At 61.0% G+C, this 15,853-nt stretch carries 13 protein-coding genes; 9 read left to right on the forward strand and 4 right to left on the reverse strand.

All coding sequences use genetic code 11. The annotated features are described in order from the left end of the window. Positions 1-171: 171 nt before the first annotated feature. Together PCA31118_RS16240 and PCA31118_RS16245 are read right to left on the reverse strand one after the other, a co-directional pair. Positions 172-879: an SIMPL domain-containing protein gene (locus tag PCA31118_RS16240; protein WP_150626147.1), complete on the reverse strand. Its 708-nt coding sequence runs from the start codon at positions 877-879 to the stop codon at positions 172-174. Between the two features lie 156 nt (positions 880-1,035). Next, positions 1,036-1,506, reverse strand: coding sequence for an EVE domain-containing protein (locus tag PCA31118_RS16245; RefSeq protein WP_150626148.1), 471 nt, complete (start codon positions 1,504-1,506; stop codon positions 1,036-1,038). Between the two features lie 134 nt (positions 1,507-1,640). On the opposite strand from PCA31118_RS16245, the gene PCA31118_RS16250 reads away from it, so the two are divergent. Then, the gene (locus PCA31118_RS16250; RefSeq protein WP_150626149.1) at positions 1,641-2,429 is read left to right on the forward strand and encodes a hypothetical protein; all 789 of its coding nucleotides are present in this window, start codon (positions 1,641-1,643) and stop codon (positions 2,427-2,429) included. Positions 2,430-2,628: 199 nt separating this feature from the next. Here the strand turns inward: PCA31118_RS16250 and ompA are convergent, their stop codons facing one another. Continuing rightward, positions 2,629-3,294 (reverse strand): outer membrane protein OmpA, encoded by a 666-nt coding sequence (ompA, locus tag PCA31118_RS16255; protein WP_150626150.1) that lies wholly within the window; start codon positions 3,292-3,294, stop codon positions 2,629-2,631. A 411-nt stretch (positions 3,295-3,705) separates the two neighbouring features. Between ompA and gyrA the strand changes: the two genes are divergently transcribed. From gyrA to aroA, 6 genes are all read left to right on the forward strand, one after another. Continuing rightward, entirely contained in the window at positions 3,706-6,327 is a 2,622-nt protein-coding gene (gene gyrA, locus PCA31118_RS16260; protein ID WP_044454706.1) for a DNA gyrase subunit A, read from the forward strand. 141 nt (positions 6,328-6,468) lie between these two features. Continuing rightward, positions 6,469-7,056, forward strand: coding sequence for a DUF2059 domain-containing protein (locus PCA31118_RS16265; protein WP_150626151.1), 588 nt, complete (start codon positions 6,469-6,471; stop codon positions 7,054-7,056). A gap of 306 nt (positions 7,057-7,362) precedes the next feature. Then, a complete protein-coding gene (serC, locus tag PCA31118_RS16270; protein ID WP_150626152.1) occupies positions 7,363-8,475 on the forward strand; it encodes a 3-phosphoserine/phosphohydroxythreonine transaminase in 1,113 nt (370 codons plus the stop codon). 102 nt (positions 8,476-8,577) lie between these two features. After that, positions 8,578-9,660: a prephenate dehydratase gene (gene pheA / locus PCA31118_RS16275; protein WP_150626153.1), complete on the forward strand. Its 1,083-nt coding sequence runs from the start codon at positions 8,578-8,580 to the stop codon at positions 9,658-9,660. A 20-nt stretch (positions 9,661-9,680) separates the two neighbouring features. Continuing rightward, positions 9,681-10,553, forward strand: a complete 873-nt coding sequence (locus tag PCA31118_RS16280; protein WP_150626154.1) for a prephenate dehydrogenase — start codon at positions 9,681-9,683, stop codon at positions 10,551-10,553. Next, positions 10,553-11,875 (forward strand): 3-phosphoshikimate 1-carboxyvinyltransferase, encoded by a 1,323-nt coding sequence (gene aroA / locus PCA31118_RS16285; protein ID WP_150626155.1) that lies wholly within the window; start codon positions 10,553-10,555, stop codon positions 11,873-11,875. Before PCA31118_RS16280 ends, aroA begins: the two co-directional genes overlap by 1 nt. Before the next feature lie 20 nt (positions 11,876-11,895). Here the strand turns inward: aroA and PCA31118_RS16290 are convergent, their stop codons facing one another. Then, entirely contained in the window at positions 11,896-13,218 is a 1,323-nt protein-coding gene (locus PCA31118_RS16290) for an Nramp family divalent metal transporter (RefSeq protein ID WP_150626156.1), read from the reverse strand. A gap of 112 nt (positions 13,219-13,330) precedes the next feature. Here PCA31118_RS16290 and cmk point away from each other — a divergent pair, with 112 nt between their 5' ends. Both cmk and rpsA read left to right on the forward strand, forming a co-directional pair. Further along, positions 13,331-14,026: a (d)CMP kinase gene (gene cmk, locus PCA31118_RS16295; protein WP_217431273.1), complete on the forward strand. Its 696-nt coding sequence runs from the start codon at positions 13,331-13,333 to the stop codon at positions 14,024-14,026. 114 nt (positions 14,027-14,140) lie between these two features. Then, a complete protein-coding gene (gene rpsA / locus PCA31118_RS16300) occupies positions 14,141-15,844 on the forward strand; it encodes a 30S ribosomal protein S1 (protein ID WP_044454718.1) in 1,704 nt (567 codons plus the stop codon). The last annotated feature ends 9 nt before the right edge of the window (positions 15,845-15,853 follow it).

The raw sequence follows: 15,853 nt of genomic DNA on the forward strand, positions 1-15,853 counted from the left end.
GAGGGTCCGGCATCGAGGTGATGCGGTGCCGGACATAAAAAATGCCGCCCGTTTCCGGGCGGCAATTTTTGGGGTGCGCTGTCGTGTTTCGTCCGAAGTGTTTCGTCTGAAGTGTTTCGTCCGAAGTGTTTCGTCCGAAGCGGACCCAACGCGTCAGACTAACCGCGTGAGTTACTTCATCTGCACGGTGCCCGAGACCGTTACGGTCACTTGCGTCTTGCCGCCTTCGAGTTGCATCGGCGGCGCGGCATCGGCGCTTGCGCTCACGGCCATCGCCTTCATTGCGTAAGGGCGCGGCATGACGGGGGCGTTCGTGCCGACCTGCACCTGACGAATCGTGTACCCGCTGTAGCCGAAAGCCTTCACGTTGCTCTGCGCCTGATCGCGGAAGGCCTGAATGGCCTGATTGGTCAGCTCGGCCTGGGTCTTCTCCTGCGCTTCGCGTGAGAGCGAGAACGACACGCCATCCATTTGCATCTGATCCGAGATCTGGCTGGCCAGACGCGACGCAGCGCCGAAATCCTTCGACTTCATCTGCAGTTCGGTGCGGCCCCGCCATGCGGTGATCTTGCCGTCGCGGTTGGTTGTCGGATAGAGCGAGACGTTGCCCGTCTGCACTTCAACGGCGTTCTGGCTCTTGGCGACGGACATCGCCTTGTTCGCCTTCTGCGTCAGGTTGCGCGACACGGTCGCGGCATCGGGACCTTGTTCCTGCGCCGACATGGTGATGTGAACGGTGTCCTGCTCGACTTCCTTCGTTGCATGGGCTTCGAGGCCCAGCACGCCGGAGACCTGACGGTTCGACTCGTCACCCGATTGGGCATAGGCGGCGTTGGCGGCAGTCGCAATCAACAGCGCTGCGGCGAGAGACTTGCGCATAGTTTTGTCCTTTTTCGAATGTAAGTTCGCATCTTGGCGGCGAACGTTTGACCGGCTGCCGACCACCGCTAGTGGGTACGTACTATGCGTAAGCCGGCAACGTTATACAGACGCTATCGCAACAATTTTGGTTCCCTTCGGGATACTTCTGGCGAATCAGACTCTAAGTAAGTGCTTGCTAATGTATTTCCAGTGTTCGGGGGCGACGGGCGTGATCGAAAGGCGATTGCCGCGCGCGAGTACCAGCATGCCGTCGAGCGCCGGTGTCTCGCGCATTTCGGTCAATGGGACGAGCCGGGTCTTGCGATCGAGCTTCACGTCGACGAGGAGCCAGCGTGGGGCCTCGGGCGTCGATTTGGGATCGAAGTACGGGCTCTTTGGGTCGAACTGCGTCGGATCGGGATACGCCGTCGAGGCGACGGTCGCCAATCCGGCAATGCCCGGCACCGCACAACTCGAATGGTAGAAGAGCACGCCGTCGCCGATGCGCATGTCGTCACGCATGAAATTGCGCGCCTGATAGTTGCGCACGCCGGTCCAGGGCAGGGTCTGGTGCTTGGCGTTGGCGAGGTCGTCGATGCTCGCCTCTTCGGGCTCGGACTTCATTAGCCAGTAACGTTGCGTCATGAGGTTTCGGTGAAATCGTCTCTGAATGTTTGCCGCACTGCGATATTGGGCCAATTCCTATACTATGCCTTTGTGACCTTTGCGTGACGTTTCATGTACATGTTCAACCGCCTATGCCGATAGGAGAGTGAGTCATGGCAGCAGAGCCGTCTGTTCGCAGCAACGCGTTCATTTTCTATTCCCTCGCCACGGTGTCGTTCATCGAGACCAGCGTTCCCGAGTTCGTCTCTACGCTCAATCAGATGTATGGCGACGACGACGAGATGCGCACGTGGCTTCAGGACACCTGGCTGCCCGAGGAGGTCGAGCACGGGCGGCTTGCGAAGGACTATATCGCACGTGTCTGGCCGGAGTTTGACTGGGCGCCGGCGTACGAGGCCTTTCTGGCCCGCTACAAGCCCCGCTGCGATGTGCAGTACATGCGGCCGTCGCTGGCGCTCGAAGCGTTATCCAGGTGCGTGACGGAGACGCAGACCGCCATGATCTACCGCTGCCTCGAATCGTACATGCCGGTCGAGGAACTCAAGCAAATGATGCGTAAGCTGAGCAGCGAAGAGGTCGGGCACTACCGGTATTTTCGAAAGACGTTCGATCGTTATAACGCGGTCGAACGGCACGGCGTGATCAGCCGGCTGCGCACGATGGTGGCGCGTAGCGAGCTGGTGCGCGACGAGGACATCGCCTTTGCGTTCGAGCCGCTCAATAACTTCTGGCGCGCTGCGCCGCCGTTCGAGACGATGACCTGGGAGGCGTTTCTCGAGATGTCGGGCGACATCATGAAGCAGTACATGCCGGTGGAAGCGGCCACGCGCATGATGTTCAAGCCGCTGGAGACCGGTTCGTGGTGGCGCGACCGTCCGGTCAAGGCGCTCATGTCCTTCATGGTCAAGCGTCAGTATCCCCAGCTCGGGAGCGAGGCCTGACGGTTGGGCAGACCGGCCGTGATTCGTAGTCCTTAGTCCGTGGCCAGTCAAACCGGTTGAGGCGTTGTTCGCTGGCGGCGCTGGCAACGGACATAAAAGAGACGTAGAAGGGACGTAGAAGGGACGCAAAAGGGACGTAAAACAAGGGACGTAAAAAAACCCCGCCGAGGCGGGGTTTTTTCGTAGTCGGCGAACGTGATTACTTGTTCGTGCCGACGACTTCGACTTCCACGCGACGATCCGGTGCCAGGCACTTGATCAGCTGAGCACGGTTCTTCTGGTTGCAACCCGTCGTAACCGGGTTACGCTTGCCCTTGCCTTCGGTGTACACGCGGTTGGCTTCGACGCCCTTGCTGACCAGGTAAGCCTTCACAGCTTGAGCACGGCGCAGCGACAGACGGTCGTTGTACTTGTCCGAACCGATACGGTCCGTGTAGCCCGTAGCAACCACGACTTCCAGATTCAGCGCCTGAACCTTGGATGCCAGGTCGTCCAGCTTCTGCTTGCCTTCCGGCTTCAGAACGGCCTTGTCGAAGTCGAACAGCGCGTCAGCTTGGTAGGTAACCTTCTGCGAGACCGGAGCGACCGGGACCGGTGCCGGTGCCGGGGCCGGAGCCTGGGCGATGATCGAGCCGTCGCACTTGGCGTTGGCCGTCGCCGGGGTCCAGTAGGCATCGCGCCAGCACAGTTCGTCCGAGCCGTTCTTCCAAACCCACTCGCCGCTGCCGTTCACCCAGTTGTCGTTGACGGCTTGCTTCGAGGCCGCGATCGGGCCCGGAGCGGTCTGGACGTAGTTTTGGGCCATAGCCGAAGCAGCCATCACTGCGGTAGCTGCAACGATCGCGAGCTTAGCGAATTTATTCATATTTCTCCTCTCGAAATGAGATTACCGCAGGTTTACTGCGAGCCTAGACGACAGAACCAAAGTCTTACATCGCTCGAAGTATAACATCGGCAAGTGCGCGAAAGCATGGCCCATGCACTTCGAATAATGTCTAACTTATGCCACGGCATTTTGCCATAGCGATTCAGACGGTCGCGAGAAAAACCCTAGCTTTGCGGCCCGTCGTGGCGCAGTTGTGGTTTGAGCGCAACACCTTTTGAGGCCCCTCGCCAACCGTTTCATTTCTTTCCATTGTTTGGCGTTTTGGCGTGCCAGACATCTCTTGTGCATCGCATCACGCTCGTTTCGGACGCCTATGACGGGCATGTTAGAATCGCACGATCATATCGCCGGCAGCCGCCTATCGCGATTAGGGCTTGATAGACACGGATAATGGATCAGTTCGCCAAAGAAACTCTCCCGATTTCGCTCGAAGAAGAAATGCGGCGGTCGTACCTCGATTACGCCATGAGCGTGATCGTCGGCCGCGCTTTGCCGGATGTGCGCGATGGCCTGAAGCCAGTTCACCGCCGCGCGTTGTTCGCCATGCATGAGCTGAACAACGACTGGAACCGTGCTTACAAGAAGTCGGCACGTATCGTCGGTGACGTCATCGGTAAGTACCACCCGCACGGCGACGCTTCTGTATACGACACCATCGTTCGCATGGCGCAGCCGTTCTCGCTGCGCTACATGCTGGTCGACGGTCAGGGCAACTTCGGTTCGGTCGACGGCGACAACGCTGCCGCCATGCGATACACCGAAGTCCGTATGGCCAAGATCGGTCACGAACTGCTCGCAGACATCGACAAGGAAACCGTCGACTTCGGTCCGAACTACGACGGCAGTGAAAAGGAGCCGCTGATTCTGCCGGCGCGTATCCCGAACCTGCTGCTCAACGGTTCGTCCGGGATCGCGGTCGGTATGGCGACGAACATTCCGCCGCACAACCTCAATGAAGTCGTCGAGGGGTGTCTGTATGTTCTGAAGAATCCCGAAGCGACCGTCGACGAACTGATCGAGATCATCCCGGCGCCGGACTTCCCGACCGCCGGCATCATCTACGGCATCTCCGGCGTACGCGAAGGCTATCGCACTGGCCGTGGCCGCGTGGTGATGCGCGCCAAGACGCACTTCGAAGATATCGACCGCGGCCAGCGCGTGGCGATCATCGTCGACGAATTGCCTTATCAGGTTAACAAGCGCTCACTGCTCGAACGTATTGCAGAACTCGTCAACGAGAAGCGTCTGGAAGGGATTTCCGACATTCGCGACGAGTCCGACAAGAGCGGTATGCGTGTCGTGATCGAACTCAAGCGCGGCGAAGTGCCCGAGGTTGTCCTGAACAATCTCTACAAGCACACGCAACTGCAAGATACGTTCGGCATGAACATGGTGGCGCTGGTCGATGGGCAGCCCAAGTTGCTGAACCTGCGCGAAATGCTGGTGCACTTCCTGGCGCATCGCCGCGAAGTGATTACTCGCCGCACGATCTATGAGCTGCGTCGCGCTCGCGAACGGGGCCATGTGCTCGAAGGCTTGGCGGTAGCGCTCGCTAACATCGACGACTTCATCGCCATCATCAAGGCCGCGCCGACGCCGCCGCTCGCGAAGGCGGCGTTGATGGAGAAGTCATGGGATTCGTCCGTCGTGCGCGAGATGCTGGCGCGCGCCGAGACCGAGACGCAAGGCGGCCTGGCGGCCTACCGTCCGGAAGGGCTCGACCTCACGGTCGGTGTGCAGGCCGACGGTCTGTATCGTCTGTCCGAGACGCAGGCGCAGGAAATCCTGCAGATGCGTCTGCAGCGCCTGACCGGTCTGGAGCAGGACAAGATCGTCTCCGAGTACAAGGAAGTGATGGCCCAGATCGCCGACCTGCTCGACATTTTGGCAAGCCCGCCGCGCGTGACGGCCATCATCAGCGAAGAGTTGACGGCCGTGCGCGCCGAGTTCGGTGACGCACGCCGCTCGACCATCGAGCACAACGCGACCGAACTCGATACCGAAGACCTGATCACGCCGCAGGACATGGTCGTGACGTTGTCGCACTCGGGCTATATCAAGTCGATGCCGCTCTCGGAATACCGTGCGCAGAAGCGTGGCGGCCGGGGCAAGCAGGCTGCGGCGACGAAGGACGACGACTGGATCGACACGCTCTTCATCGCGAATACGCACGACACGATCCTGTGTTTCTCGAACCGTGGCCGCGTCTATTGGATCAAGGTCTACGAAGTCCCGCAGGGTTCGCGGAACTCGCGTGGTCGTCCGATCGTCAATATGTTCCCGTTGCAGGAAGGCGAGAAGATCAACGTCGTGCTCCCGGTCAAGGAGTACACGGAAGATCGATTCGTGTTCATGGCAACGAGCTTGGGCACGGTAAAGAAGACGCCGCTTGCGGCCTTCAGCCGTCCGCTCAAGAAGGGCATCATCGCCGTGAACCTCGATGACGGCGACGTGCTGATCGGCGCGGCCATTACCGACGGTGCGCACGACGTCATGCTGTTCTCCGACGCCGGCAAGGCGGTGCGTTTCGACGAGAACGACGTGCGTCCGATGGGGCGCGAGGCGCGTGGCGTTCGTGGCATGCAGCTCGAAGACGGTCAGACGGTGATTGCATTGCTGGTCGCCGAAAACGAGCAGCAGTCGGTGCTGACGGCGACGCTGAACGGCTACGGCAAGCGCACGTCGATCACGGAATATACCCGCCACGGCCGTGGCACTAAGGGTATGATTGCGATCCAGACGAGCGAGCGCAACGGCCGTGTGGTCGCGGCAACGCTGGTCGAGCCGGATGACGAGATCATGCTGATCACGACCGGCGGGGTGCTGATTCGTACGCGAGTCTCCGAGATTCGCGAAATGGGTCGCGCCACGCAGGGGGTGACGCTGATCAGCCTGGATGAAGGCACGACGCTCTCCGGCCTGCAACGCATCGTTGAGTCCGACGCGGAAGTCGCCGACAACGGCGACGCGCAGGGTGACGATGAAGCACCGGAAGCGGATGTCACGGAGTAATACCGGCGTAACTCGATGTAATCTAGGGGTGCATTGCCCCGAAAAGTCAGTAAAATCTGGCCCGATGCAGTGAAGTGCCCAGGCGAGGATGCATCTATTTATCGTCGGCGTAAGCCGACGAACTTTGGAGTGACTATTACTATGCAACGCAACGTCAAGAAGTGGATGTGGCTGCTGCTCGCAGCACCGGCAATGGCAATGGCTCAGCAGAGCGCTCCGCTTGACGCGGACAAGAAGGCAGCCATCAAGGAGCTGCTGGACGCCATCGATGCAAACAAGCTGGTGACGGCGATCGGCGAAGGTGCACAACAGCAAGCCAAGCAACTGGCGCCGCAAGTGCTCGAACGCCAACTGGTCGAAAACAAGACGTTGAGCGATGCCCAGAAGCAAGCCATCGTGCCGACCCTGCAGCAGAATTCGGTGCAGAAGCTGGTTGACGGCGCAGGCAAGGTGTTCACGAGCGACGCATTCAAGAACGACGCCGTCCAGGCTCAGTACGCCGCCTACGGCAAGAACTACACGACGGAAGAAATCAAGGGTCTGACCGCTTTCTACAAGAGCCCGGTCGGCCAGAAGTACATCAAGGTGCAGGATCAGGTTGGCCAGGAAGTGGTTGGCGGTCTGATGCAGAAGTACATGCCGCAATCGATCGACGCGACCAGCAAGCAAGCTGACGCCGAAATCGCAGCGGCTGCCAAGTCGGCACCGAAGGCTCCGGCCAAGAAGTAAATTTCGGACGATCCCAACGGGATTGACCGATAATGGCCGTTTGCGAGAGATCGCAAACGGCCATTTTGCATTCATGGGGGTTTGGCGGCAGCGTTCGCTCGGAATTTTCCGGGAAGTGCCCATCCCATGCCCGAATTACGCCAAACGCCCGCACGTCAGGGCGAACTGGCGGTATAGTTGGTCTTTGCCGCCGCCGCTCAACCGGGATCCCCCGGTCAATCGCGAGTCCTCGAAAGACGTGAAACGCAAGCCGCACGGGTCAATATCCGCCGGCTTGCGTTTCACTTTTACTGCTGCAAAACCACTATGACGCGCGCTTTCAATTTTTCTGCCGGCCCGGCGGCATTGCCCGAGGAAGTCTTACGTCAGGCGGCCGATGAAATGCTCGACTGGCATGGATCCGGCATGGGCGTGATGGAAATGAGCCATCGCGGCCGCGAGTTCATGAGCATTCTGGCGCAGGCGCAGGCGGACCTGCGCGAGTTGCTGGCTGTGCCGGAGACCTACCGCATTCTCTTCATGCAGGGCGGTGCGCTCGCCGAAAACGCGATTATCCCGATGAACTTGCTTGGTGGCGCCGGGGCAGATGCGCGCCGTACGGCGGACTATGTCGTGACTGGTTCCTGGTCTGTCAAGTCGCAGAAGGAAGCGCGCAAGTACTGTGACGTCAATATCGCCGCAACGACCGAAGCGGAACATTTCACGCGGCTGCCGCAGATCGACGAATGGAAGCTGTCGAAGGACCCGGCCTACGTTCACATCTGCACGAACGAAACCATCCATGGCGTGGAGTATTTCTGGACGCCGGATCTGGCGGCTGCCGGGTTGCCGAATGTGCCGCTCGTGGCAGACGTTTCGTCTCACATCCTTTCGCGTCCCATGGACGTGTCGAAGTTCGGCGTGATGTATGGCGGCGCGCAGAAGAACATCGGGCCGTCGGGGCTGACGGTCGTGATAGTGCGCGACGATCTGCTCGGGCGTTCGCTCCCCTTTACGCCCAGCGCTTTCGATTGGAAAACGGTGGCGGAAAACGATTCGATGTACAACACGCCGCCGACCTATGCGATTTACATTGCGGGGCTGGTGTTCCAGTGGCTCAAGCGTCAGGGCGGGCTGAGTGCGATGGAAGCGCTGAACAAGCAGAAGGCCGAGTTGTTGTACGGCTTTCTCGACAGCAGCGACTTCTATCGCACAGCGGTCGCACCAGACTGCCGCTCGCGTATGAACGTGCCTTTTTTCCTGCACGACGATGCGCTGAACGAAACATTCCTGGCCGGCGCGCGCGAGCGCGGCCTGCTGCAACTCAAGGGCCACAAGTCCGTGGGGGGTATGCGCGCCTCGATCTATAACGCAATGCCGCTTGCCGGCGTCGAGGCACTGGTCGACTATCTGCGCGAATTCGAGCGCAGCCACGGCTGACGAGGGCGAGCGGCCGGCGCGACGGGTACACCCTGCATCCTGCGATGACATCGCGCCGCGAACCGCCTGATCATGTCACATAGCAAGAAGACAATACGCTCCATGGAAGACGATCTGAACGCATCGCTGCGCCCCTTGCGCGAGAAAATCGATGCCATCGACGCGCAACTGCTCAAGTTGCTCAATCAACGTGCGGCCATCGCCCTTGAAGTCGGCGAGGTCAAGAAGCGTTTCGGCGCGCCGGTGTTCCGGCCCGAGCGAGAATTGCAGGTGATTTCCCGGCTGCAACAAGCGAACGACGGCCCTTTGTACGGCGACAATCTGGCGTCTATCTGGCGCGAGATCATGTCGGCCAGTCGCGCACTGGAGAAGGTCATGACCGTGGCCTATCTTGGTCCGGCAGGCACGTATAGCGAGCAGGCCTCGCTGGCCTATTTTGGCCAGAGCGTGAAGGGCCTGCCGTGCCCGTCGCTTGACGAGGTATTCCGTGCGGTCGAGGCGGGCAGTGCGGACTTCGGCGTGGTACCGGTCGAAAACTCGACTGAAGGCGTGGTATCCCGCACGCTGGATTTGCTGCTGCAAAGTCCGTTGACCATCGGCGGCGAAGTGGCGTTGCCGATTCACCATAATCTGATGTCGCGTTCCGGTACGCTCGACGGCGTGACGCGCATCTGTTCGCATGCCCAGTCGCTGGCGCAATGCCAGCACTGGCTCACGGCTCACTTTCCGAATATCGAGCGTCAGGCGGTGTCGAGCAACGCCGAAGCTGCACGTATGGCTGCGGCCGATCCGGCCATTGCTGCCATCGCCGGAGAGGCGGCGGCGACCCAGTACGGACTGCAGATTGCGTTTGCGCACGTGCAGGACGATCCGCACAATCGCACCCGTTTCGTCGTGGTCGGCACGCAGGACCCGGCACCGAGCGGTCGCGATCAGACATCGTTGATTCTGTCCGTGCCGAATCGTGCAGGCGCTGTGGTCGCATTGCTCGAACCGCTCGCTAACAACGGCGTGTCGATGACGCGCTTCGAGTCGCGTCCGGCCAAGAGCGGCGCCTGGGAGTACTACTTCTACGTCGACTTCGAAGGGCATCGCGACGATCCCAACGTCGCCAAGGCGCTCGAAGCGCTCCGCCAGAATGCCGCTTACTGCAAGGTGCTCGGGTCCTACCCGCGCTCCGCATGACGCGCGGTAGGCGAGACACCATGAGTGTGAACAAACTCGTTATCTGTGGCGTCGGTCTGATCGGCGGATCGCTCGCGCGTGCGCTCAAGGCGGCCGGTGCGGTGAAGGAAGTCGTGGGCGTGGGACGCACACAGACATCGCTTGTACGCGCTTGCGAGTTGGGCGTGATCGACAGGGCCGCAGTGTCGATGGCGGACGCCGTTGCCGGTGCGGACATCGTGCTGCTCGCCGCGCCAGTGGCGCAAACGCCAGCGCTGCTCGCCGCTATCCGTCCGCATCTGGGCGGCACGACGATCGTAACCGATGCAGGCAGCACGAAGTCGGACGCCGTCGCCGCTGCGCATGCCGCGCTCGGTGAAGACGCGTGGCGTTTCGTTCCGGGTCACCCAATCGCCGGCGCAGAGTTGTCGGGTGTCGATGCGGCCAAGGCCGATCTGTATCGTGATCGCCGTGTCGTCCTGTGCCCGCAGCCGGAGAATCGCAGTGACGACGTGGCGCGCGTGCGCGCGATGTGGGAGGCGACCGGCGCTCGGGTCTCCGAAATGACACCGACGCAGCACGATCACGTGTTTGCGTCCGTGAGCCACTTGCCGCACGTGTTGTCATACGCGTTGATCGCGCAGATTCTGGATGCGCCGGATGCCGCATTGAAGTTCGGTTTTGCCGGTGGTGGGTTTCGCGATTTCACGCGAATCGCGGCCTCGAATCCGGAAATGTGGCGCGACATCTGCGTGGCAAATCGAGACGCCCTGCTTGCCGAACTCGATGGCTACCTCGCCACGCTCGGTTCGCTGCGTCAATTGATCGATGCTGGCGACGGCGCCGGTCTCGAGGCCGTATTCGCTCGCACCAGTCGGGCCCGAACGGACTGGGCCAAGCAACAGGAAAAGTAATGGAAACGCTCGATCTTGGCCCGTATGGCCATGCCGAAGGCACGCTTCGACTGCCCGGCTCGAAAAGCATCTCGAACCGTGTGCTGTTGCTCGCGGCCCTTTCGCGGGGCACGACGCGCGTGCGCGAATTGCTGGCGTCGGACGACACGCAGGTCATGCTGGACGCGCTGGCCGTGCTCGGCGTGAAATGCACGCAGGTCGGGGACTCCCGCGACTTCATCGTGGAAGGTTGTGGCGGCGTATTTCCCGTGAAGGCGGCGAAGCTCTTCATGGGTAACGCAGGCACCGCGATTCGGCCGCTGACCGCCGCGCTCTCGCTGAGCCACGGTGACTATGAAGTCTCGGGCGTGGCGCGTATGCATGAGCGTCCGATCGGCGACCTGGTCGACGGCCTGCGTCAACTTGGCGCACAGATCGACTACCTCGGTAACGCTGGTTACCCCCCGCTTCACATCAAGCCGGCAAGCGTGGCAGCGCCCGCGGCACCGATTCGTGTGCGCGGCGACGTGTCGAGTCAATTTCTGACCGCGCTACTGCTCACACTGCCGCTATTGCCGTCGGAGACGGGCGAAATCGTCGTCGAGGTCGAGGGTGAACTGATTTCGAAGCCGTACATCGACATTACGCTGCGGCTGCTGCGCCGGTTCGGCATTGATGTCCGACAGGACGGGTGGTCGCGATTCACGTTGCCCGCCGCCGGTGCCGCCGGTGCGAAGTACCGCAGTCCGGGTGAGATTCGGGTCGAAGGCGATGCGTCGTCAGCGTCGTACTTCCTTGCGGCCGGCGCGATTGGCGGTGGTCCCATGCGAGTCGAGGGCGTGGGCCGTGACAGCATTCAGGGCGACGTGCGATTCGTCGACGCGCTCGCAGCGATGGGCGCTCGGGTGACGCTGCATGACGACGCCATCGAAGTGAACGGGATCGATACACCGAGCGGCAAGCTGCGTGCGCTGGACATGGACTTCAACCACATTCCCGATGCCGCGATGACGATTGCCGTTGCAGCGCTCTTTGCCGATGGCACGACGACGCTTCGCAACGTGGCGAGTTGGCGCGTGAAGGAAACGGACCGACTCGCCGCGATGGCGACCGAGTTGCGCAAGGTCGGCGCTACGGTGGAGGAGGGCGACGACTATCTTCGCGTGACACCACCCGCAGCGCTGACGCCGAATGCGTCCATCGACACCTACGACGATCACCGCATGGCCATGTGCTTCTCGCTCGTCAGTCTGGGAGGCGTGCCGGTGACGATCAACGATCCGAAATGCGTCGCGAAAACATTCCCGACCTACTTCGCGGAGTTTGCGCGCGTCGCGTCGTAATTCGCACTCGCGGGGTCATGTCAGCCTTGCCCCGTCATCGCCTGCCAAAGCAGTACGCCGTTGAGCGCAACGATGGCGATTGCAATGAGCCAGGCAGCCGAGAGCAGGACGCCGCGCACGCGCCATTGCCCCATGAGCGTCGCGTCGCCTGCAAAGCGAACCAGCGGTATGACGGCAAACGGCAACTGCAGGCTTAGCACAACCTGACTGAAAATGAGCAGGTTCGTCGTCTGCGCCTCGCCGCCGTGACCGACGATCAGCAGGGCGGGAATCAGCGCGAGCCCGCGTGTGATGAGCGCACGCTGCCATGGCTTCATGCGCAGATTGAGGAAACCCTCCATCGTGACCTGGCCGGCGAGTGTGGCCGTGACGGTCGAATTCAGGCCGCAAGCGAGCAAGGCTATCGCGAACATCATGCCCGCCCAGTGACTGCCCAGCAGGGGCGCAAGTAGTTTGTGCGCGTCGCCCAGCGATTCCACCGATGTGTTTCCGCTTGCATGGAATACGGCGGCCGCGAGGATCAACAGGGCAGCATTGATCAGAAACGCAAAACCGAGCGAGAGTGTGGTGTCCCACTGGGTCGTGCGCAATGCCTGCTTCATCGCCGCCGGCGTGTGTTCGGTCATGGCCTCGCCACGCATCCGAAGCAGTGCCGAGTGCAGATAGAGGTTATGCGGCATGACGGTCGCGCCGAGAATGCCGACCGCGAGCCACAGCATGCCGGCTTGCGCGACGATTTCGCCGCGCGGTCGCAGCCCTGAGGCCGCGGCGCCCCAATCCGGGTTGGCGAGGGCGAGCTGTGCCGCAAAACATCCGGCGGTAAGCAGAATCAACGCAGCGACGGCGCCTTCCAGACGACGCTGGCCGAAGCCTTGCAGCCCGAGCATGGCGAATGCCAGCGCGCCCGCAAGGAGGACGCCGACCGGCAACGAGAGACCGAAAAGCAATTGCAGTGCGACCGCGCTGCCAATGATTTCGGCGAGGTCGCAGGCGATGATGGCGATCTCGCAAAGGCCCCATAACGCCAACGAAGTGCGACGGCTATACTGGGTACGTGAGAGTTGCGCAAGATCGCGCCCGGTCACGAGGCCGACGCGAGCCGCCAGCCATTGCAGCAATAGCGCCATGACGCTCGAGAGCAGCACCACGCTCAGCAGCGTATAACCGTAGCGGGCCCCACCGGCAATGGCCGTGGCCCAGTTTCCCGGATCCATATAGCCCACGGCGATGAGCGTGCCCGCCCCGGCAAATCCCATCCAGCGCTGTGCTCGGCGCGGCCGATTTTGCGGGTCGGGTGGCGGCACCCATTCGGGACCGACTAAGGGATAATCGCGGGTTTGCATGGCAGTCACATTTTCAGGTGACGCGAGTGGCGTCTACATCTAAATGATAATCATTATTATTTGGATGGGAAGTTTTATTTTTTTAATGTGTTGAATAGACAGAGACAAAGGAATGCCTGATTTGACGGTGGTGGACGACTCGATTCCGGTCATTACGGTGGACGGCCCGACGGCATCCGGCAAGGGCACGGTGGCGCACCGTGTGGCCGATGAACTGGGCTTTCATTACCTCGACAGCGGCGCACTTTACCGGCTGACGGCGCTGGCCAGCGCCCGTCACGGCATCGATCCGGACGACGTCGGCGCCCTGTCGGTGCTCGCCGAGACGTTGGACGTGCGCTTCCGCGATCAGCGTATCTGGTTGTCCGGCGAGGACGTGACGGACGCCATTCGCGCCGAAGCCATCGGCAACCGGGCCTCCGCCATTGCCGTGCACAAGGCGGTCCGTCAGGCGCTCATGGCGCTCCAGCGCGGCTTCAAGACGGCGCCGGGCCTCGTCGCAGATGGTCGGGACATGGGGACGGTGATCTTTCCGGAAGCCGATCTGAAGGTGTTTTTGACCGCAACGCCACAGGCGCGTGCCGAGAGGCGATATAAGCAATTGATAGAAAAAGGATTTTCTGCTAACATAGACAGTCTCATGCTGGACCTTGAGGCGCGCGATGCGCGGGATCGTACCCGGGCGGAGGCGCCGCTAAGGCCGGCAGAGGGTGCGCGGGTACTCGACACATCGGGGCTGAACGTCGATCAGGCGGTGGCTCAGGTGCTCGAATGGTTCGCGCAAGTGCAGTACCCGCAAGGCGCCTGACCGGATGTTTCATGCAGTCATTCGGCAAGGCTTTGTTTAACCTTTAACCCAACCGTTGCACGTTGTCGTCAGCCCCCCTTAGGCAGATGAGCGTCAGCGGCGTAATCCACTTTTATGTCCGACCTGCAAACCTCGACCAACGAATCTTTCGCGGCGCTTTTCGAAGAGTCGCTCTCCCGTCAAGACATGCGTGCTGGTGAAGTCATCAGTGCTGAAGTCGTTCGGGTTGACCACAACTTCGTGGTCGTCAACGCCGGCCTCAAGTCCGAAGCGTACATCCCCATCGAAGAATTCCTGAATGATCAGGGCGAGGTCGAAGTTCAGGCCGGCGATTTCGTTTCCGTGGCGATCGACGCCCTGGAAAACGGCTACGGCGACACCGTGCTGTCGCGCGACAAGGCCAAGCGTCTGGCCTCGTGGCTGCAACTGGAAAAAGCCCTCGAATCGGGCGACCTCGTGACCGGTACGATCACCGGCAAGGTCAAGGGCGGCCTGACCGTGATGGTCAACGGCATCCGTGCATTCCTGCCGGGTTCGCTGGTTGATACGCGTCCGGTCAAGGATACGACCCCGTACGAAGGCAAGACCCTCGAATTCAAGGTTATCAAGCTCGATCGCAAGCGCAACAACGTTGTGCTGTCGCGTCGTGCCGTGATCGAAGCCACCCAGGGTGAAGAGCGCGCCAAGCTGCTCGAGACGCTCAAGGAAGGCGCGATCGTCAAGGGCGTGGTCAAGAACATCACCGACTACGGCGCGTTCGTCGACCTCGGCGGCATCGATGGCCTGCTGCACATCACCGACATCGCATGGCGTCGCGTGCGTCACCCGAGCGAAGTTCTCTCGGTTGGCCAGGAAGTCACCGCCAAGATCCTCAAGTTCGATCAGGAAAAGGGTCGTGTCTCGCTGGGCGTCAAGCAACTCGGCGAAGATCCGTGGGAAGGCATTGCTCGCCGTTACCCGCAAGGCACCCGCCTGTTCGGCAAGGTCACCAACATCACCGACTACGGCGCATTCGTCGAAGTGGAATCGGGCATCGAAGGCCTGGTTCACGTGTCGGAAATGGATTGGACCAACAAGAACGTTGCGCCGACCAAGGTTGTCCAGCTGGGCGACGAAGTCGAAGTCATGGTCCTCGAGATCGACGAAGACCGTCGTCGTATCAGCCTCGGCATGAAGCAGTGCAAGCCGAACCCGTGGGATGACTTCTCGCGCAACTTCAAGAAGGGCGACAAGATCAAGGGCGCCATCAAGTCGATCACCGACTTCGGCGTGTTCATCGGTCTGCCTGGCGGCATCGACGGCCTGGTTCACCTCTCGGACCTGTCGTGGAGCGAAGCCGGCGAAGAAGCCGTCCGCAAGTACAAGAAGGGCGACGAAGTCGAAGCCGTGGTTCTGGGCATCGACGTCGAGAAGGAACGCATCTCGCTGGGTATCAAGCAGCTCGAAGGCGACCCGTTCAACACCTTCGTGGCGATCCACGACAAGGGCTCGATCGTTGACGGCACCATCAAGGCCGTTGATCCGAAGGGTGCTGTCGTCTCGCTGGGCGATGACGTCGAAGGCTACCTGCGCGCCTCGGAAATCTCGCACGACCGTGTGGAAGATGCCCGTAACGTGCTGAAGGAAGGCGAAGCCGTCAACGCAATGATCGTCAACATCGATCGCAAGTCGCGCAACATCAACCTGTCGATCAAGGCCAAGGATTCGGCCGAACAACAGGAAGCGATGAGCAAGATGTCGTCGGATAGCTCGGCAGCGAGCGGCACCACGAACCTCGGTGCCCTGCTCAAGGCCAAGCTGGACAGCCAGAATCAGTAAGGTCCAAGG

It is taken from the genome of Pandoraea captiosa, from assembly GCF_902459775.1.
In the GTDB taxonomy this organism is placed as follows: domain Bacteria; phylum Pseudomonadota; class Gammaproteobacteria; order Burkholderiales; family Burkholderiaceae; genus Pandoraea; species Pandoraea captiosa.